Consider the following 18215-nt stretch of genomic DNA (forward strand, 5'->3'; position numbering starts at 1 on the left):
CCTCCCGCGGCGCTCCGGCGGTCACCCGCCCGTCCTCCGTACGGCCGCCGGAGCGCCGCGGGAGGTCAGCCGAGGTTCGGGATGGTCCAGTCGATCGGCTCGTGGCCCTGCCGGGCGATCGCGTCGTTGATCTGGGTGAACGGGCGGGAGCCGAAGAACTTCTTGGCCGACAGCGGCGAGGGGTGCGCGCCCTTCACCACGATGTGGCGCTCCTCGTCGATCAGCGGGAGCTTCTTCTGCGCGTAGTTGCCCCAGAGCACGAAGACGGCCGGGTCCGGCCGGTCGGCGACGGCGCGGATCACGGCGTCGGTGAACTTCTCCCAGCCCTTGCCCTTGTGGGAGTTGGCCTCACCGGCGCGGACCGTGAGCACCGCGTTCAGCAGGAGCACGCCCTGCTCGGCCCACGGCATCAGATAGCCGTTGTCCGGGATCGGGGTGCCCAGCTCGGCCTGCATCTCCTTGTAGATGTTCCGCAGGGAGGGCGGGGTCTTCACACCGGGCCGCACGGAGAAGCACAGGCCGTGGCCCTGGCCCTCGCCGTGGTAGGGGTCCTGGCCGAGGACGAGCACCTTCACCCGCTCGTACGGCGTGGCGTCGAGGGCGGCGAAGACCTCCTCGCGCGGGGGGTAGACGGGACCCTTGGCTCGCTCCTCCTCGACGAACTCGGTGAGTTCCTTGAAGTAGGGCTGCTGCAGCTCGTCCCCCAGGACCCCGCGCCAGGACTCGGGCAGCATGGCGATGTCGGTCACGTCAACTTCCTCCGGTGTGCGCTCACTTCACGACCGCGATGCGCGCGGCCATGGACGGCCGCGCCAGGCGCGGCCGCCGTCAGAGCACAGAACCTACAGGCGCCCACTGACAATCGGGGCCGCCCACCGGAGATACCGGCCGGACCGTCGGACGGTCCGGCCCGCGCCGGGTCCTACCAGCTGGTCTTCCGGGAGAGTTCCCACATCGTCATCATCGTCGCCGGGTCGATGAGCTTGTCCAGGCCGGCGATCTCCTCGTCCGCGGCCACGTACAGCTTGCCCTGCCACAGGGGGATCAGCCGGGCGTCGTCCAGCAGGATCTGCTGGGCCTCCTCGAACTCCTCGCCGACGGCACCGCGGTCGCTCTCCGCGCGGGACTCCGGCAGCAGCTCGTCGGTGATCTCCGGCGACTCGTACGGGGTGCCGAGGGCGTTCTGCTTGCCGACGAAGGGGGCGATGAAGTTGTCGGCGTCGTTGAAGTCGGGGTTCCAGCCACGGCCGAAGACCGGGTACTCGCCCTTCTGGTAGCCCTGGAAATAGGTCTTCCACGGGCGGCTCTTCAGCGTGACCCTGAACAGGCCGGACTCATCCAGCTGGCGCTTCAGCTCCTCGAAGGCGGGCTTGGTCTGGGAGCCGTAGCGGTCGCTGGTGTACCACAGGGTCAGCGGGACGGGCTCGGTGATGCCCGCGCCCTCCAGGATCTTCCTGGCCTTGGCCGGGCTGGGGATGCCGTAGTCGTCGAAGAAGCCCGTGGTGTGGCCGACCAGGCCCCTCGGGATCATGGAGTACAGCGGCTCCACGGTGTCCTTGTAGACGTTGTGCGCCAGTGCCGGCCGGTCGAGGACCTGGGCGACCGCCTTGCGGACGGCGGGGTTCTTGGCCCACTCGTACTTCGGGTTGAACACCAGGTAGCTGATCTCGGTCGTGGCGTTCTCGACGATCTGGAGGCCCTCCTCGTCGCGGTGGGCCTCGATGTCCACCACGTCCTTGGCTGCGAGACCGCGGTAGACCACGCTGATCTCTTTGTCCTTGAGGGCCTTGACCAGCTGGTCCGACTGCTGGAAGTACCGGATCGTGACCGCGGAGTTCTTCCGGTCGGCGATGCCCTTGTAGTTGTCGTTGCCGACCAGCTCGGCGGTCTTGCCCTCCTCGTAGGACTCCAGGTTGTACGGCCCGGAGCCGGTGACCCCGCCGTCCTCGCGGAGCTTGTCCGCGGGGTACTCCGCGGGGTCCACGATGGACATGGCGGGCGTGGTGAGCACGAGGGGGAAGGTCGCGTCGGGCTGGTTGAGGTGGAAGACCACCTCGCGGTCGCCCTTGGCCTGCACCCGGGACAGCGTGGTCAGCAGACCCGCGGGGCCGCCGTTGACGTTGATCTTCTTGATCCGGTCGAACGAGTACTTGACGGCCTTGGCGTCCAGGGTGTTCCCGTTGGAGAACTTCAGGCCCTCGCGGAGCGTGCAGGCGTAGGTCGTGCTGGCGCTGTCGGTGAACTCGCAGCTCTCGGCGGCGTCCGGCTCGGGGTCGGACCCGCCGGGGGTGTAGTTCAGCAGGGGCTGGAAGACGTTGCGCATCAGCTCCCAGGAGCTGTCCCAGGCGGCCGCGGGGTCCAGCGTGCTCGGCGCGCTGGTGGTGCCCACGATGATCGGGGCCTGCTCCTCCGAGGCGTCCGAGGAGAACACACCACACCCGGCCACCATGGATATGGACGCGACCGCCGCGAGAGGCGGCAAGTATCGGTTCCGGTTGAACACGTGCATGCTCCTCGAAATGCCGTACCAAGAGTGGCCGAACGATACCGCAGGCCCAGCCGGCCGCCACCGTCCGGCTGGCAGAACCCTTGATCAGCTCCTTGTGACGGCTTCTCCGAGGCCCGGTGAAGGCTCGCGGCGGGCACCGGGGACATTCGGCGAAGGCTCTGCGGGAGCCCACGGAAACGCCCTCGGTGCCCGCCCGCGGGACGGGGCCCGGTCGCCGGTCAGCCGACCCCGGCGTTGAGGAAGATCCCGCCGTCGACCACGAGCGTCTGGCCGGTGATCCAGTCGGACTGCTCGGAGGTGAGGAACGCGGCGGCGCCACCGATGTCCGAGGGCACGCCGAGCCGGCCGAGCGGGTAGGCGGAGGCGGCCTCCGCCTCTCGGCCCTCGTACAGGGCCTGGGCGAACTTGGTCTTCACCACGGCGGGCGCGATCGCGTTGGCCCGGACCTTCGGCGAGAACTCGTGCGCCAGCTGGAGGGTCAGGTTGATCATGGCGGCCTTGCTGATGCCGTAGGCGCCGATGAACGGCGAGGCGGAGACACCGGCGACGGAGGCGATGTTGACGATCGCGCCGCCGTTGTCCTTCTGCCAGGCGTGCCAGGTCCGCTGGGCGAAGCCGAGCGCCGAGACGACATTGGTCTCGAACACCTTGCGCGCCACGTTCAGGTCGAGGTCGGCGATCGGCCCGAACACCGGGTTCGTACCGGCGTTGTTGACCAGGAAGTCGACGCGTCCGAACGCCTCCATCGCGCGCTCGACGGCCTGGGCCTGGTGGGCCTCGTCGTGGGCCTTGCCCGCGACGCCGATGACGCGGTCGGCGCCGAGCTGGTCGACGGCCTCCTTGAGGGCGTCCTCGTTGCGGCCCGTGATGCACACCCGGTCGCCGCGCGCGACGAGGGCCTCGGCGATGCCGTAGCCGATGCCGCGGCTGGCGCCGGTGATGAGGGCGACCTTGCCCGAAAGCTCGGGGAGTTCCACCGAAGTCATGTTCCCGGTCCTCTAGTTGAGCGGTCCGCCGGCGACGTACAGCACCTGGCCGGAGACGAATCCGGCGTCCTCGCCCGTGAAGTAGGCGATGGCACCCGCGATGTCCTCCGGCCGGCCGACGCGCTGGACCGGGATCTGGGTGGCGGCCGCGGCCTGGAAGTCCTCGAAGCCCATGCCGACGCGGGCGGCGGTGGCGGCGGTCATGTCGGTGACGATGAAACCGGGCGCGACGGCGTTGGCGGTGACGCCGAACTTGCCGAGCTCGATGGCGAGGGTCTTGGTGAAGCCCTGGAGACCGGCCTTGGCGGCCGAGTAGTTGACCTGGCCGCGGTTGCCGAGCGCGGAGGACGAGGACAGGTTGACGATCCGTCCGAACTTCGCCTCGACCATGTACTTCTGGACGGCCTTCGCCATCAGGAAGGCACCGCGCAGGTGCACGTTCATGACCGTGTCCCAGTCGGCGGCACTCATCTTGAACAGCAGGTTGTCGCGGAGCACGCCCGCGTTGTTCACCAGGATCGTCGGGGCGCCCAGCTCCTCGGCGATGCGGGTGACGGCGGCCTCGACCTGCGCCTCGTCGGAGACGTCGCAGCCGACCGCGAGCGCCTTGCCGCCGGCGGCGGTGATCTTCTCGACGGTGTCCTTGCACGCGGCCTCGTCGAGGTCGATCACCGCGACGGCCCGCCCCTCTGCGGCCAGTCGTACGGCGGTCGCGGCGCCGATGCCGCGCGCGCCACCCGTGACCACGGCGACACGCTGCTCAGTGGTGGACATTGCTGGTTCTCCTCGCCCTTGGGATGCGGCTCCTGCGGCTCGCCCACCCGGTGAGCGACCGCTTAGTACCTTCGGCACACGTGACGCTAGAAGTCCTGGCACCCGGTGTCAACGCCCCACCAGGTGTGATCCCTTACGCCCGGCCGATCGGCGGTGTGTCACCGCCCGGCCACCGGGTGTCGTCCGCCCCGGCCGCCGGGGTCTCACCTGACCAGCAGGTCGAGCAGCCGCGCGGCCTCGGCCACCGGGTCCGAGGTGAGCCCCGTGTGCACGGGGCCGGCCTGCACCACCGTGGAACGCGGCGCGACCAGCCACCGGAACCGTCGTCCGGCGTCGTCGTCGGCGGCCTGGCCCGCCGCCTCCCCGCCGGCGCAGACACCCTCCACGGCCCGCAGCGCGGCCCGTACGCCCGCCACGTCCGCCTCGGGGTCCAGGGCGAGTAGCTTCGTCTCGTCGAGATGGGTGCGCGCGGCGACGACGGCCCGGGAGCGGCTGTAGACGAGGACACCGGCGTTGAAGCACTCGCCGCGCTCGATCCGCGGCACGACACGCAGCAGCGCGTACTCGTAGACGTCCTGCCCGGTCGCCCCGGTGGCGAGGAAGCGGTCGCTCACTTGATCCCCTCGATGCGTTCGTGGATGCCGGCGGCCCGGGCGAGCAGCGGTTCCGCGTAGGCCCGCCGCAGCGCGTCCGGGGTGTCGAAGCCGGGCTCGTCCGCCAGCCACACGTCGGGGATCTCGGCGGTCACCTCGGCGAGGAGTTCCTCGGTGATCTGGGGAGCGAGCGCGGCGGCGGCCGTCGCGACATCGGGGCCGAAGCGGGCGAGGGCGTGGTCGGCGGCGTCGTACGGCTTGGCGGCGGATGTGCGGGCGCCGGGCCAGTGGTGGTGCCAGATCATGGTGGCGCCGTGGTCGATGAGCCACGGCTCGCCGTGCCACATCAGCAGGTTGGGGTTGCGCCAGGACCGGTCGACGTTGTTGATCAGCGCGTCGAACCAGACGATCCGTCCGGCTTCCTCGGGGCTCACCTCGAAGGCGAGCGGGTCGAAGCCGATCGCCCGGGTCAGGAAGTCCATGCCGAGGTTGGTGCCGCCGCTGGACTTCAGCAGGTCCTGGACCTGCTCGTCCGGTTCGCCGAGCCCGAGGACGGGGTCGAGGTCGACGGTCACGAGGCGGGGGACGCGCAGGCCGAGCCGCCGGGCCAGTTCGCCGCAGACGACCTCCGCGACGAGGGTCTTGCGGCCCTGCCCGGCGCCGGTGAACTTCAGGACGTACGTCCCGCGGTCGTCGGCCTCGATGAGACCGGGCAGCGAGCCGCCCTCACGGAGGGCTGCGATATAGCGGGTTGCAGCGACCTTCCTCAGCATTTCCTCAGGCCACCCACTTCACTGACGCCGCGATCCACGGTCAAGCATGAAGTGAGCATAGTAACCGGGGGTGATCACCTAAGACCGCCGTCCGTCGCACACGTACGGCGGTCAGCCACGCACGCCCCTCGTCAGGAGCTCGTAGCCTTTGGTTCATGACGGAAGCCACACCCGACAGCGAGCCGGACGCCAGCCAAGCGACGCCGGAGCCGTCCAGCTCCCCACCTGGGCCCAGGCCCTCTGCTGGTGCGGTGCCCTCGGGCTGATCTACCTGCTGAGCCGTGCCGTGAGCATCATCAGTCGCGGCTTCGCGGAGGTGGGCGGCGACGCGGCGTACACCATGTTCGCCTTCGCCGCACACCCATGGGTCGGGTTGAGCGTCGGCGTTCTCGGTACGGCCTGATCCAGTCGTCGACCACGACGACGGCCATCGCCGTCACCGCCGTGGGGTCGGATCGGCACCCACCGTGACGACGAGCCTGGTCGCCCTGACCTTCATCGGCGACCGCACGGAGTTCCGCAGGGCGGACCGGCGAGATGGTGGCGGTGCTGGAGGCCGAGGCCAGAGCCGCTGACCTGTTCGTGGTCGGCGCTCGTGGGATGGGCGGCTTCATCGGGATGCTGGTGGGATCGAAGGCCGTGAACCTGGCGGCGTACAGCCACTGTCCGGTGATGGTGGTACGAGAGGAAGAACCGGATCCCGCCAGGCCGATCGTGCTGGCGGTCGACGGGTCGCCCATGGGTGAGAAGGCAGTCGATTTCGCCCTCGCCGAGGCGTCGCTGCGTGGGGCCGACCTCGTCGCCGTGCACGCGTGGATGCCCGACTACGCGCCGCCCGGTGCGGGCACGGAAACCGCGGAACGCACACAGCCCCCGAGGCCGCGGAGCACGACGGTGCTGTGACCGCTGCAGCGGGCCACGGCCGAGGCTCCGGCGCGCAGGAAGCGGGCCGTCAGCGCCACCCCGAGGAGGAAGCCGAGCAGCGCCCCCGCGACGGCGGTGACCGGCACCTCGCGGACGCCGGCCCCGCCGACCGCCGACATGACCACGTTTCCCGTCATGTTGGCGGAGAAGACCCCGTCGAGCGCGAGGAGGCTGACCGCGTCCACGACGCCGGTGACGGTGGTCAGCAGCAACGCGAGCACGACGAACCGGCGCTCGCGGGGAGCTCCCGCGGGTGTCCCTCCGGGGTCTGCGGTGGCGTACCGGTCCGCTCCCGTGCGGGCGCGCGCCCACGGCATCGGCGGCGCCGTGCGGCAGGACCGCCGGGGCGGGTGGCTCCGCATGGCCGTCGCCGCGCCGCTCAGCCGTGTCCGTCGCCGCGCCGGTCAGCCGTGGCCGTCGATGCGCCGCAGGAAGGCGCGGGTGCGCTGGTGGTCGGGATCCGTCATGAGCTTCTCGGGGGTGCCCTCCTCCAGGATCACCCCCTGGTCGAACATGACGAGCCTGTCCGCGGCCGACCGCGCGAAGCCCATCTCGTGGGTGACGACGATCATGGTCAGACCGTCCTCGACCAGCTCCTTCATCACGGTGACGACCTCGCCGACCATCTCCGGGTCGAGGGCGCTGGTGGGTTCGTCGAACAGCATCAGCTCCGGTTTCATGGCGAGGGCGCGCGCGATGGCGACGCGCTGCTGCTGGCCTCCGGAGAGGACGGACGGGCGCGAGGACGCCTTGTGCGCGAGGCCGACCCTGGCGAGCAGGGCCTGTGCCTGTTCCCTCGCCTCGGCCTTCGGTACACCGAGGACCTTCACCGGGGCGACGGCCACGTTGTCCAGGGCGGAGAGGTGGGGGAAGAGGTTGAAGCGCTGGAAGACGAAGCCGATGTTGCGTCTGCGGGCGGCGATCGCCCTCGGCCGCTCCTCGACCAGCCGGTCCAGGCCGTCCTTGTAGCCGACGCGGCGGCCGTGGACGAGGATCTCCCCCTCGTCGATGCTCTCCAGGTGGTTGAGGCACCGCAGGAACGTCGTCTTGCCCGAGCCGGACGGCCCGACGACGACCACCACCTCGCGGGCCCGGACGTCCATCGAGACACCGTTGAGCACGCGTACGCCACCGAAGGCCTTGACCATCCCGCGCGCCGACAGCACCGCCGTCGGATCCGCGGGGCCGGTCGGGCCCGTGTACCCGGTGGTGGGCTGGTCGTGCGGACCGTGCGGGTCGTTCACCGTCGTTGTCCTCCCGATCGGTTCCACGTCAGGACGCCTCCCTGCCTGCGAGCGTGGGTTCCTTGCCGACGACCGCGGTGCCGCGGGGCGCGGGACCGCCGCCCCTGCCGCCGACGAGCCGCTCCCTGAGGGAGGGGCCGGGTGGCGGTGTGGTCCCGGGGTCCGCCAGTCTGCGTTCGATGGACCGCTGGACGAACGACCACACCGTCGTCAGGGCGAGGTAGTAGCAGGCGGCGACGAGGAAGATCTCGAACGTCTTGAAGGTCGCCGAGTTGATCGACTGGGCCGTCAGGAACATCTCCTGGAGTCCGATGACCGACAGCAGCGACGTCGACTTCATCATCAGGTTGAACTCGTTGCCCAGCGGCGGAACGATGATCCGCAACGCCTGGGGCAGCAGCACCACGCGCATCGTCAGTGACGGAGTCATGCCGAGCGCCTGCGCCGCCTCGGTCTGTCCGCGGTCGATGGCGTCGAGCGCGGCGCGGATGATCTCGGCCATGTAGGCCGCCTCGTTCACGGCGAGCGTGAGGACGGCCGCCTGTACGACACCGAGGAGGACGAGGCCCCCCACCTGGACGTCGGTGAAGCGGTAGACGCCCGCCGCCGCGAGGCCGTTGTAGACGAGGACCAGCTGGACGAGCAGGGGCGTGCCCCGGATGAGCCAGACATAGGCGCCGCCGCCCCAGCGCAGTGCGGCGAAGCGACTGCGCTGGGCCAGCGCGATGACGAGGCCGAGGAGCACCCCGAGCGCCTGGGCGACGACCGAGATGTACACGGTCCGCCACAGCCCCTCCAGGAAGGTGCCCGAAGGGGATATGAGGTAGTGCCAGAAGAACGACCAGTCGAAGCCGGCCACCTGCGCCGAGTCGGCGAGCAAGGACGTGTCAGCCACGTCATCCTCTCCCTGCGTATGTGCGGATGCGGACGGGCCGGCCCCTGCCGGCCCCGGTGGACGGCGGCCGGGCGGCCCCACCGGTCGAACGGGCCGGGCGCTATCCGGCGATGTCGTCGCCGGTCAGGTTCCACTTCTTGAGGATGGCGGTGTAGTCGCCGTTCTTCCGGATCTCCGCGAACGCCTTCGTCAGCGCGTCGTGCAGGGCGGTGTCGTCCTTGCGGGTCGCGGCGCCCACCTTGATGCGGTTGAAGGGCTCCCCGACGAGCTGGAAGGTGTCCGGCTGCTGCTTCATCGCGTACGCGGCGGCCTCGAGGGTCGTCCCGTAGGAGTCGACCAGACCGAGGCGCAGTTGCTGGAGCGCGTCGGTGTCCTTGTTGAACAGCCGGATGTCGACCTTCTGTTCGCCGTCCGCGACGCACTTCTTCGACTGGGCGGAGAGGTAGTCGGCGATCGTCGTGCCGGTCTGGGCCGCGGCCTTCTTGCCGCACAGGTCGGCCGCGCTCTTGATGCCCTTGTCGTCCTTCGCGGACACGACGTACGTGTTGGAGGCGTACATGTACGGGACGAAGTTCACGACCTTCTCCCGCTCGGGCTTGATGTAGAGCTGGGTGATGATCGCGTCGCACTGCTTGGCCTGCAGCGCGGGGATGATGCCGTTGAAGGCGGTGTCGGCCCAGTTCGCCTTGACGCCGAGTTGCGCGGCGAGCGCGTCGCCGAGTTCGATCTCGGCGCCCACCGGCTTCTGCGCGGCGTCGTAGTACGTCATGGGCGGTGCGCTGATGTCCGAGCAGTAGGTGATCTGCCCGTCCTTCACGAGCGTCCCGGCCGGCAGGTCGACCACGGGCGAGGCCGCGGGCGAGGCCGCGTTCTCCGTGGAGCCACCGCATCCGGCGAGCACGGCCGCGGCCGCGAACGCGGCACAGGCGACGGGGAGTGTCGTACGACAGGCACGACGCGATGATCTTGCCATTGCCGGCCCCCTTCAGGGAGTTTTCCGTGGTTGCCCCGACAGGTAGTCAGTGCCATAGTCGACGTCATTGACTATGAGGGGAAGCTAGGGCTGGCGCTCCGGGGCTGTCAAGGAATCTCCCGTAACAGGGCGGTTAACGACGATTGCCCGAGGAGTGGAGCCCAGTCGCCGCGTCCGGGTTCACGGCTCTGCCGCACCGGTGGACGGGCGCACCTCAGCGGATCCGCATCGGTGTTGGGGAAGGGAACCATGTCCGAATTCACTGCTCGCCGACTCTCCGCCACGGGCGACGAGTGGGCCGTGGCGACACCTCACTCCGCGGCGAGCGACGTCGCGGCCGACGTCCTGCGCGGCGGCGGCAACGCGGTGGACGCCGCTCTCGCGGCCGCCGCCATGCTGACCGTCGTCTACCCCAACCAGTGCTCCGTCGGCGGCGATCTGCTCGCCCTGGTGGGTACCGCCGACGGCGAGGTCCGCTTCGTGAACGCCGCCGGCCGGGCGCCGCGGGCCGTCGACGCCGGGGAGATCGCGGCACGGTACGAGAGCATGCCCGTCCTCGGCGCGCTCCCGGTGACGGTCCCCGGCGCGGCGGCCGGCTGGGCCGCGCTCGCCGACACATGGGGGACCCGTCCGCTCTCGGCGGCCCTCGCGCCCGCCGAGACGGCCGCCCGCGAGGGCGTCCCCGTCGCCCCCGGACTCGCTCTGGACCTGCGCAGGGAGGAGCGGACCCTGGCCCGCGACCCCGGCATGCGCGGTGTGTTCTTCGCCGACGGCGACGTCCTCGCGGCCGGTCGGACCCTGCGGCAGCCGGCCCTCGCCCGGACGCTCGCGTCGATCGCCGCGCAGGGTCCGTCCGCGCTCTACGGCGGAGACGTGGGCCTGAGTCTGGTGCGACTGCTCGCCGAGCAGGGCTCGGCCATGACGGTCGAGGACCTCGCCGAGCACACGGTACGGCTGTCGGGAACGCACAGCGCGGTGTACGACGGCGTCGACCATCTCTCCAGCGGCGACAACTCGCAGGGCCTGTACTTCCTCCAGGGCCTGCGCGCGCTCGACGTGGTGCGCTCGGTCCGCGGAACGCTCGATCCGCTGGGCCGCGACGCGGGCGTCGTGGCCTCCGTGCTCGCCCAGGCCGCCGCCGACCGCGACCGCTTCTGCTGCGACCCGGAGTGGGGAGAGGCCGCCCCCGCCGAGGAGTTGCTGTCGGAGCCGTACGTACGGCGCATCGCCGAGCGGGCGATGGCGGGCACCCCGGTCGAACTGCTCGGCCAGCGCAAGGCGTCCGGCGACACGGTCGCCGTCGTCGTGACGGACCGGGACGGTACCTGGGTGTCCCTGATCCAGAGCGTGTTCCACTGCTTCGGCTCCGGGGTGCTCGATCCCGGTACCGGTGTCGTCCTGCACAACCGGGGCGCGTCGTTCTCGCTCGACCCGGCGTCGCCGAACCGTCTCGCCGGCGGAAAGCGTCCCCTGCACACGCTGATGCCCGTCCTGGTCCGCGAGGGCAACGAGCTCGTCGGAGCGCACGGGGTGATGGGAGGCCGCGCGCAGCCGCAGGTGCACACCCATCTGGCCCTGCGCCTGGCCGCCGGCGCCTCCGCGGAGCGTGCCGTGTCGGCGCCGCGCTGGGTCCTCGGGGCCATGGAGGCCGGGATGACGGAGGGCGCCGGTACCGTCAAGGCCGAGCGGGACGTGCCCACGGCGGGTGTCCGTGCGATCGAGGGCGGGGGTTTCGACGTCGAGCTGATCGACGCGCACGACGACGGTGTCGGGCACGGCCAGTTGGTCCGCCGGGCGGGCGGCGCCGACGGTCCGCGCCTGGTCGCGGCCACCGATCCTCGTGCGGACGGCTCGGCCGAAGCGGGCTGACGCGCGCCACCGGTGGACCACTATGGGAGACAACCGAGATGAGGAAGGACATATGACCTCGAGTAACGCCGGCGGTACGGCCAAGGGCACCCGCCGAAGCCGGTTGCCCCGCGGCACGCTGAGCCAGGAGACGATCGTCCAAGCCGCGTTCCGGGTCGCCGACTCGTCCGGGATGGACAAGCTGACGTTCTCGGCGCTCGGCCGCGAGCTGGCCGCTCATCCGACCGCGATCTACCGGCACTTCCGCAACAAGGACGAGCTGCTGCTCGCCCTCATCGACGCCCTGCACGAAGAGGCGCTGGCGCACACGCCGCCGCCGACGGACGACTGGGCCCACGACCTGATGCAGATCGCGGTCCACACCCACCAGGCGTTCCTGCGGCACCCTCGGGTGGGTGCCCTCGCGGCGGCGCGGACCGCCCGCCGGGAGAACGAGTTCCGGACCGTGGAACGCAAACTGGACTGCATGCGCCGCGCCGGCCTCGACGACGACGACGCGGCCCGCTACCACCGGGTCTTCGCCGATGTGGTGCTGTCCTACAGCGCGATGGACGCGAGTCTCGCGTCGCTGTCCCCGGAGCTCCGGGAGGCGGACCTCCGGGCGTGGAAGACGGACTATCTGACCCTTCCGCCCGACAAGTTCCCCAACATCGCCCGGCTGGCCCCGCGGTTCAAGTCGCTGGACGACCCGCAGAACTTCGTCACCGCGGTCCAGGCGGTCATCGACACGATCCGGGTGAGGGCGAAGGCTCGGTCGTAGCCAGAGCCGGACTCATCACGGCCGATGTGATCCATGCCTCGTCCCTCGGGCGGGTTTTCCGGGTTTCCGCTGTAACGATCAGCCCGCTCGGACCACTACCCGACGACAGAACACACCGTGAGGGACGGGAGGTGCGGCAGTGGCCGACTCCGACGCTGATCGATTCACCGCCATCTACGACGGCTGCCGACAACGCGTATGGGCCTATGTGGTCAGCCGCGCGGGACGGCAGGTCGCCGACGACGTGGTGAACGAGACGTTCACCGTGGCCTGGCGCAGGCTGGGCGACATCCCCGAGCCGCCGCTGCCGTGGCTGCTCGTGGTCGCCCGCAACATCCTGCGGGACACCGTCCGGGCCGAGGCCAGGCGCGTGTCGTTCACCGCCGAGTGGATGTCCTGGGTGGAACCGGCCGAGGCGGACATCGCGGAGGAGGTGTCCGAGCGCAGCGCCCTGCTCAGGGCGCTGGCCACGCTGCCGGAGGACGACCGGGAACTGCTGATCCTCTCGGCGTGGCAGGGCCTGACCCCGGCACAGGCCGCCACGGTGGTCGGCTGCTCGCCCCTCACCCTGCGGGTCCGTCTGCACCGGGCGCGCAGACGCCTCGACCAGGCCGCGTCGGCCTCCCCGCCCGTGGCGGCGGCCGCAGCCCTGCGGCACGAGTCCACCCGAGCCCGGATCGCCGTAGGAGAGGAAGCCCGGTGAAGAACGACGTGCTGCACCGCCTGACCACCGCCCGCCCCGCCCACCTGGACCCCGGGCTCCCCACGCCGTCGTCGGTGCGGGACGAGGAGCTCGCGACGGTGATGAGCGGTCCCCGCGCGCCGCTCGGCGCTCGCGTCACCGTCCGTTCGCGCCGGTGGGGGCGTCCGCTCCTCTCGGGTCTCGCCCTGGCCACCGCGGCGGCCGTGGTGGCCCTGGTGGTCACGGACACCGCGCCGGAGAAGCCGGCACCCCCGTCCTCCGTGGCGTCGGAGTCCGGCGCCCGGATCCTTCTCGCCGCCGCCTCCCACGTCGAGCGCCAGCCGGTCGGTTCGGGCAGGTACTGGTACGTGGAGCAACACATGGGTTTTTTCCGCAAGGTCCCCGGCGAGGTCTACACCATCGACGTCCGCTCCGAGCAGCGGTACTGGACGTCCACGGACAAGAACACGTACTGGTCGCAGTACCTGGACTCGGGCGCCCGCCCGGCTACCAAGGCCGACGAGGCGGCGTGGAGGGCGGACGGCTCCCCCACCTCGTGGAAGCTGTCCGACGCGCCCGACGAGACCGTCACCTACGCCGGCAAGGGCGAGATCGAGCACGACGCCCCCGGCGGAAAGGCCGACTCCGGGCCGTACGGAGAGGTCCCCCTCCGACTGCTGCCCACGCTCCCCACGGACGCGAAGGCCCTCCGCGAGCGTCTGCTCGCCCTGGTGGACAAGGACCACAACGGCCCGAAGAGGGTCCTCGACCGGATCGTCGTCAACTGCGCCATCGAACTGGCCACGTCGCTCCCGTCCAGTCCGGCCCTTCGCGCCGCCGCCTACCGCCTCCTCGCCGCCGAACCCGGCGTGCGCTCCCTGGGCGACATCAGGGACCACACGGGCCGCGCCGGCTACGCCGTGGCGCTCCCGAGCCCCTACGCGTCCGCCCCGGAACTCCGCCTGATCTTCGACAAGTCCACGGGCATGCCCCTGGGCACCGAGACGGTGGCCACCCGGAGCGGTGACGGCGCACGCGAGGGCGAGACCCTGAGCTACACGACGATCACGTCGATGAAGTGGACCGACGAGGCGCCGCCCTTCGACACCGACACCCCCGACCCGGGCCCGGAGACCCCGTCCGATCGCTGAGACCGCCCGAGTAGTGCGCCCGAGCGGTGCGCCCGAACAGTGCACGGGGGGCGAGCCGACCTCCGGATCGACAGGTTCGAGACAGCTTCACTTGACGCGATCGTGATGCCGGGCAGACCAAGATGTGCCCCTGTCTGAACGTTCAACCACACCGTCGCCGTATCCATGGGCGAAAGTGCAAAGCGATCTCGGAGGGATTCGTCCGCATGAGCAGCGAAACGATCAAACCCGCTTCTGAACCGGCCCGTCGCACGATGATGGCGGCTGCCGGTGCGGCGGGGCTCGCCGTCGCGCTGACCGCGTGCGGGTCGGGCGACGACTCGTCCGGCTCGTCGGGCGCCGGCGGCGACGCGAGCGGTTCCGCGAGCGGCGGCAGCACGAGCGGTGGCGGCACGGGCGGGGACGACGCGGGGTCGGGCGGCACCGAGTTGGCCAAGACCAGCGACATCCCGGAGGGCGGCGGCAAGATCTTCGAGGACAAGAACGTGGTGGTCACGCAGCCGAAGGCGGGCGAGTTCAAGGCGTTCTCCTCCACCTGCACCCACCGTGGCTGCGCCGTGAAGACGGTCGCCGACGGGGTGATCAACTGTCCCTGCCACCAGAGCAACTTCTCGATCGCCGACGGCAGCGTGAAGAGCGGCCCGGCGACGGAGGCGCTGCCCGCCAAGGAGATCAAGGTCAGCGGGACGTCGATCACGCTGGCCTGACGTCTCTCGGTCGCTCAGGTCCGCCGCTCGGCCCGCTCGATACAGGCCAGGACCTCGGCCGTGGTCGCGACCGCGGCGACCAACGCGAGGGTGTGGCGGATCATCGCGGGGGTGTAGTCGGCAGGCACCCCCGCGATGGCGTCCCCGGGCACGACGACGCGGTAGCCGAGGTTCACCGCGTCGAAGACGGCGTTGGGGACGGCCACGTTGGCCGAGACGCCGGCGACGATCAGGGTGCGGCAGCCGAGGTTGCGCAGCAGCGCGTCGACGTCGGTGCCGGCCAGCGGGGACAACCCGTGCAGCCGCCGGACGACCAGGTCCTCCTGGGCGACCTCGATGGGCGGCGCGACACGTACGGCCGCGGTCCCCGTCAGTTGCCGTACGGGAAGCCGCGAAGCGGCCCGGAAGAGACGGGCGTTGTGGTTGGCGCCGCGCCCGTCGGGCCGCCGCTCGGCGACCGCGTGCAGGACCTGGACCCCGCTCGTGTGGGCGGCGGCGACCAGCCGCGCCACGTTCGCGAGCGCCCCCGAGGAGCGGGCCGCCTCGGCGAGTTCGGGGAGGGCGCTGTCCGGCCCCACGACGCCCTCCTGGCACTCCACGGTGAGCAGCGCGGTGGTGGCGGGATCGAGGAGCTCGCCCAGCTCCCGCTGCCTCTTCGACTCGTTCGCGTGCGACGGCATGGTGTCCCCCAGGGTTTCGAGCGAGGTCGAGAGCGGGGCGTCGGCTACCGGCGGCAACGGGTGCCGGGACCGGGCGGGCGAGCGTAACGCCTCTTGCGCATGGACGGAAGACGACCCATGCTCATCTGACGCCACGTCAGAGGAGAGGAATTCCATGGCCGCCACTCAGCGCCGGGGCCGGAAGATCATGATGGAGGCCGGCGAGCTGGACGCGTTCCTGGGCGCACAGCGGACCTGCCGGGTCGCGACGGTCTCGGCCGACGGCGCGCCGCACGTCAGCCCGCTCTGGTTCGTCTGGGACGGCACCTCCCTCTGGCTGTACTCGATCACCCGCAGCAAACGCTGGTCGGAGCTGCGCCGCGATCCGCACGTCGCCGTCGTGGTCGACGCGGGCGAGGACTACGGCGAGCTGCGAGGTGTGGAGCTGTCCGGCACCGTCGAGGTGGTCGGCGAGGTTCCGCGGACGGGTGAGCCGCTCGCCGAACTGGCCGGGGTGGAGCGCCTGTTCGCCCGCAAGAACTTCGGCATCGACGACATGCCGCACGACGGCAGACACGCCTGGCTGCGCCTGACCCCGGACGCGATCACGTCCTGGGACTTCCGCAAGCTCGGTTCACTCTGACCGGGACGCGCTCGAGGAGACACCGGCCCCGGGGGCGACGACCGAGCCTGACTGCGCCGTAGCGCCACCTGGGTGACCCCCTGGTCGGCGAGCCATCGCCGCGCCGTCTCCCTCGCTCGCGTATCCACGCGGGAAGTATGACAAGCGGGAGATCGCTCTACGCCCCGCCCGCGGGCGCCCGGCTGCCGTGAGCCCAGCCCTACACCCCGCACGCGACCCCGGCTGCCCTGAGTGCAGCCCCCTACGCCCCGCACGCCGCCCCGGCTGCCCTGAGTGCCTCGACGGCCGCCCTGATGGACGGTCTGCGGTCCGCGTCGGCGCGCCACACCGCGTAGACGGTGCGGTGGACCCGGTGCCGTACGGGCACGGTCCGCACCCCGGCCGGCATCGGGTCCCGTCCCAGCCGGGGCGCGATGCACACCCCCAACCCGGCCTCCACCAGGGCGAGTTGGGTGTGGTGCTCGCCGGCCCGGTGGGCGATGTGGGGTTCGATGCCGTTCGCGCGCAGGGTGTAGAGCAACCATTCGTGGCAGAACTCGCCCTCGGGCCACGCCACCCACGCCTCGTCCGCCAGTTCCTCCAGGTCGATCCCGTCCCGCCCGGCGAGCGGGTGATCCTCGGGCAGGGCGACCTCCACGGGGTCGTCGAGGATCGAGGCGCGGGCGAGCCCTTCGGGCACGGGCAGCGGTTTGTTGTACCAGTCGAGGACGACGGCCAGGTCGACATCGCCCCGCACCACCGCGTTGATCGCGAGTTCCGGCTCCAGCTCCCGCGACCGTACCCGCAGCGCCGGATGGTCGGCCTTGAGCGTGCGGAAGACGGCGGGGAACAGCCCCCGCACGGCCGTCGGGAACGCGGCGAGCCGCAGCTCGCCGACGACCTGCCCCCGCTGGGCCTCCAGGTCGGACTGGGCGAGCTCGACCTGGGAGAGGATCCGGGCGGCATGGTCGGCGAGAAGCCGTCCCGCGTCGGTGAGCCGCACTCCGCGTCCGTTCTTGGCGAGCAGCTGCTGCCCCACCTCCCGCTCCAGCTTCGCCATCTGCTGGGAGACGGCCGACGTGGTCACGTGCAGGCCGTCCGCCGCGCCGCTGACCGAGCCGTGCCGGGCGAGGGCGTCGAGGGTGCGCAGGCGCTCCAGATTCAACATGTAAGCGATGCTACGAGAATCGACTCACGAAATCTCGCTTGTGCTACGAGATCTTTGCGGAGCATCGTGTCAGGCATGACCACGGCGACGCCCACCCGAGCCCCCTCCCCTGCCTCCGCACAGCGCCGCGCCACCGTCGACTGGCGCCTGCGTTTCGGCTTTCTCTCCCTGATCTGGGGCTTCAGCTTCCTGTTGATCAAGGTGGGCACGGAGGCCTACGCGCCGTTCCAGGTGACCTTCGGGCGGCTGGTCTTCGGCACGCTGGTCCTGGCGGCGGCGATGGCGGTGAAGCGTGAGCGGCTGCCGCGCGGCGCGCGCACATGGGGGCATCTGGCGATGGCGGCTCTCCTCCTCAACGCCCTGCCGTTCTCGCTCTTCGCCTACGCCGAGCTGACGATCCCCTCCACCCTCGCCGGCATCTGCAACGCGACCTCCCCCCTGTGGGGCATGGCCCTGTCGCTGGTGGCGCTCTCCGAGGACCGGCCGACGCGGGTGCGGGTCGCCGGTCTCGGCCTCGGCTTCCTCGGTGTGCTCACCGTCCTCGGCGCCTGGCAGGGCTTCGACGGCCTCGACCCGAGGGGCACCGCGATGGCCCTGCTGGCTTCCCTCAGCTACCCGATCGGCTGGATCTACGTCCGCCGCACCCTGGCCGGTACCGACCACTCCCCGCTCTCCCTCACCGGCGCCCAGCTCCTCCTGGCCACCGCGCAACTCGCCGTCGTCACCCCGCTGTTCACCACCCTGCCGAGCCGCTTCCCGGTCCTGCCCCTGCTGGCCGTGATCGCCCTGGGCGCCCTCGGCACGGGAGTCGCCATGCTCGTCCAGTACGGCCTCGTCTCCGAGGTCGGTCCGACCACCGCCCAGATGGTCACCTACTTCATCCCGGTCATCGCCACGGCCGCGGGCGTGGCGATGACCGGGATGAA

At 71.1% G+C, this 18215-nt stretch carries 21 protein-coding genes; 9 read left to right on the plus strand and 12 right to left on the minus strand.

Annotated features, from left to right (window positions below; translation table 11 throughout):
• Positions 1 to 65: 65 nt before the first annotated feature.
• The 6 genes from AOK23_RS20030 to AOK23_RS20055 all read right to left on the minus strand — a co-directional run bounded on the left by AOK23_RS20030 (position 66) and on the right by AOK23_RS20055 (position 5635).
• Positions 66 to 749: a uracil-DNA glycosylase gene (locus AOK23_RS20030; RefSeq protein WP_055520554.1), complete on the minus strand. Its 684-nt coding sequence runs from the start codon at positions 747 to 749 to the stop codon at positions 66 to 68.
• Between the two features lie 173 nt (positions 750 to 922).
• Positions 923 to 2503, minus strand: a complete 1581-nt coding sequence (locus AOK23_RS20035; RefSeq protein WP_055714088.1) for an ABC transporter substrate-binding protein — start codon at positions 2501 to 2503, stop codon at positions 923 to 925.
• A gap of 224 nt (positions 2504 to 2727) precedes the next feature.
• Positions 2728 to 3495 (minus strand): SDR family oxidoreductase, encoded by a 768-nt coding sequence (locus AOK23_RS20040; RefSeq protein ID WP_055714073.1) that lies wholly within the window; start codon positions 3493 to 3495, stop codon positions 2728 to 2730.
• A 12-nt stretch (positions 3496 to 3507) separates the two neighbouring features.
• The gene (fabG, locus tag AOK23_RS20045; RefSeq protein ID WP_055714074.1) at positions 3508 to 4269 is read right to left on the minus strand and encodes a 3-oxoacyl-ACP reductase FabG; all 762 of its coding nucleotides are present in this window, start codon (positions 4267 to 4269) and stop codon (positions 3508 to 3510) included.
• A 203-nt stretch (positions 4270 to 4472) separates the two neighbouring features.
• The gene (locus tag AOK23_RS20050) at positions 4473 to 4883 is read right to left on the minus strand and encodes a DUF3037 domain-containing protein (protein WP_055714075.1); all 411 of its coding nucleotides are present in this window, start codon (positions 4881 to 4883) and stop codon (positions 4473 to 4475) included.
• Positions 4880 to 5635: a HipA family kinase gene (locus tag AOK23_RS20055; protein ID WP_055714076.1), complete on the minus strand. Its 756-nt coding sequence runs from the start codon at positions 5633 to 5635 to the stop codon at positions 4880 to 4882. The genes AOK23_RS20050 and AOK23_RS20055 overlap by 4 nt, the downstream gene beginning before the upstream one ends.
• Positions 5636 to 5783: 148 nt before the next feature.
• Here AOK23_RS20055 and AOK23_RS48885 point away from each other — a divergent pair, with 148 nt between their 5' ends.
• Complete coding sequence (locus AOK23_RS48885; RefSeq protein ID WP_055714077.1) at positions 5784 to 6038, plus strand: hypothetical protein; 255 nt, start codon at positions 5784 to 5786, stop codon at positions 6036 to 6038.
• Between the two features lie 134 nt (positions 6039 to 6172).
• Positions 6173 to 6538 (plus strand): universal stress protein, encoded by a 366-nt coding sequence (locus tag AOK23_RS45230; RefSeq protein WP_079049580.1) that lies wholly within the window; start codon positions 6173 to 6175, stop codon positions 6536 to 6538.
• Here AOK23_RS45230 and AOK23_RS20065 read toward each other — a convergent pair.
• The 4 genes from AOK23_RS20065 to AOK23_RS20080 all read right to left on the minus strand — a co-directional run bounded on the left by AOK23_RS20065 (position 6460) and on the right by AOK23_RS20080 (position 9671).
• Positions 6460 to 6876 (minus strand): DUF1275 family protein, encoded by a 417-nt coding sequence (locus AOK23_RS20065; RefSeq protein ID WP_107102824.1) that lies wholly within the window; start codon positions 6874 to 6876, stop codon positions 6460 to 6462. The genes AOK23_RS45230 and AOK23_RS20065 overlap by 79 nt on opposite strands.
• An 87-nt stretch (positions 6877 to 6963) precedes the next feature.
• Positions 6964 to 7707, minus strand: coding sequence for an amino acid ABC transporter ATP-binding protein (locus AOK23_RS20070; RefSeq protein WP_055714089.1), 744 nt, complete (start codon positions 7705 to 7707; stop codon positions 6964 to 6966).
• Between the two features lie 124 nt (positions 7708 to 7831).
• Complete coding sequence (locus AOK23_RS20075) at positions 7832 to 8698, minus strand: amino acid ABC transporter permease (protein ID WP_063791365.1); 867 nt, start codon at positions 8696 to 8698, stop codon at positions 7832 to 7834.
• A 100-nt stretch (positions 8699 to 8798) separates the two neighbouring features.
• Positions 8799 to 9671, minus strand: coding sequence for an ABC transporter substrate-binding protein (locus AOK23_RS20080; RefSeq protein ID WP_055714079.1), 873 nt, complete (start codon positions 9669 to 9671; stop codon positions 8799 to 8801).
• A gap of 249 nt (positions 9672 to 9920) precedes the next feature.
• On the opposite strand from AOK23_RS20080, the gene AOK23_RS20085 reads away from it, so the two are divergent.
• The 5 genes from AOK23_RS20085 (at position 9921) to AOK23_RS20105 (ending at position 14840) form a co-directional block, all read left to right on the plus strand.
• Positions 9921 to 11540, plus strand: a complete 1620-nt coding sequence (locus AOK23_RS20085) for a gamma-glutamyltransferase family protein (RefSeq protein WP_063791366.1) — start codon at positions 9921 to 9923, stop codon at positions 11538 to 11540.
• Between the two features lie 52 nt (positions 11541 to 11592).
• Positions 11593 to 12300: a TetR/AcrR family transcriptional regulator C-terminal domain-containing protein gene (locus AOK23_RS20090; RefSeq protein ID WP_063791367.1), complete on the plus strand. Its 708-nt coding sequence runs from the start codon at positions 11593 to 11595 to the stop codon at positions 12298 to 12300.
• 139 nt (positions 12301 to 12439) lie between these two features.
• Complete coding sequence (locus AOK23_RS20095) at positions 12440 to 13003, plus strand: RNA polymerase sigma factor (protein WP_055714082.1); 564 nt, start codon at positions 12440 to 12442, stop codon at positions 13001 to 13003.
• The gene (locus AOK23_RS20100) at positions 13000 to 14133 is read left to right on the plus strand and encodes a CU044_5270 family protein (RefSeq protein ID WP_055714083.1); all 1134 of its coding nucleotides are present in this window, start codon (positions 13000 to 13002) and stop codon (positions 14131 to 14133) included. Before AOK23_RS20095 ends, AOK23_RS20100 begins: the two co-directional genes overlap by 4 nt.
• Before the next feature lie 206 nt (positions 14134 to 14339).
• The gene (locus AOK23_RS20105; RefSeq protein ID WP_055714084.1) at positions 14340 to 14840 is read left to right on the plus strand and encodes a Rieske (2Fe-2S) protein; all 501 of its coding nucleotides are present in this window, start codon (positions 14340 to 14342) and stop codon (positions 14838 to 14840) included.
• A gap of 14 nt (positions 14841 to 14854) precedes the next feature.
• Here the strand turns inward: AOK23_RS20105 and AOK23_RS20110 are convergent, their stop codons facing one another.
• On the minus strand, positions 14855 to 15520 hold the full coding sequence (locus tag AOK23_RS20110; protein ID WP_055714091.1) for a cysteine hydrolase family protein: 666 nt from the start codon (positions 15518 to 15520) through the stop codon (positions 14855 to 14857).
• A 154-nt stretch (positions 15521 to 15674) separates the two neighbouring features.
• On the opposite strand from AOK23_RS20110, the gene AOK23_RS20115 reads away from it, so the two are divergent.
• A complete protein-coding gene (locus AOK23_RS20115; protein WP_055714085.1) occupies positions 15675 to 16142 on the plus strand; it encodes a pyridoxamine 5'-phosphate oxidase family protein in 468 nt (155 codons plus the stop codon).
• 241 nt (positions 16143 to 16383) lie between these two features.
• Here AOK23_RS20115 and AOK23_RS20120 read toward each other — a convergent pair whose 3' ends face one another.
• A complete protein-coding gene (locus tag AOK23_RS20120; RefSeq protein WP_055714086.1) occupies positions 16384 to 17289 on the minus strand; it encodes a LysR family transcriptional regulator in 906 nt (301 codons plus the stop codon).
• A 75-nt stretch (positions 17290 to 17364) separates the two neighbouring features.
• Here AOK23_RS20120 and AOK23_RS20125 point away from each other — a divergent pair.
• Positions 17365 to 18215, plus strand: an 851-nt coding sequence (locus tag AOK23_RS20125; RefSeq protein WP_055714087.1) for a DMT family transporter, incomplete at its 3' end; no start/stop codon positions are given.

The sequence above is a fragment of the Streptomyces torulosus genome, from assembly GCF_001419765.1.
GTDB lineage: Bacteria > Actinomycetota > Actinomycetes > Streptomycetales > Streptomycetaceae > Streptomyces > Streptomyces torulosus.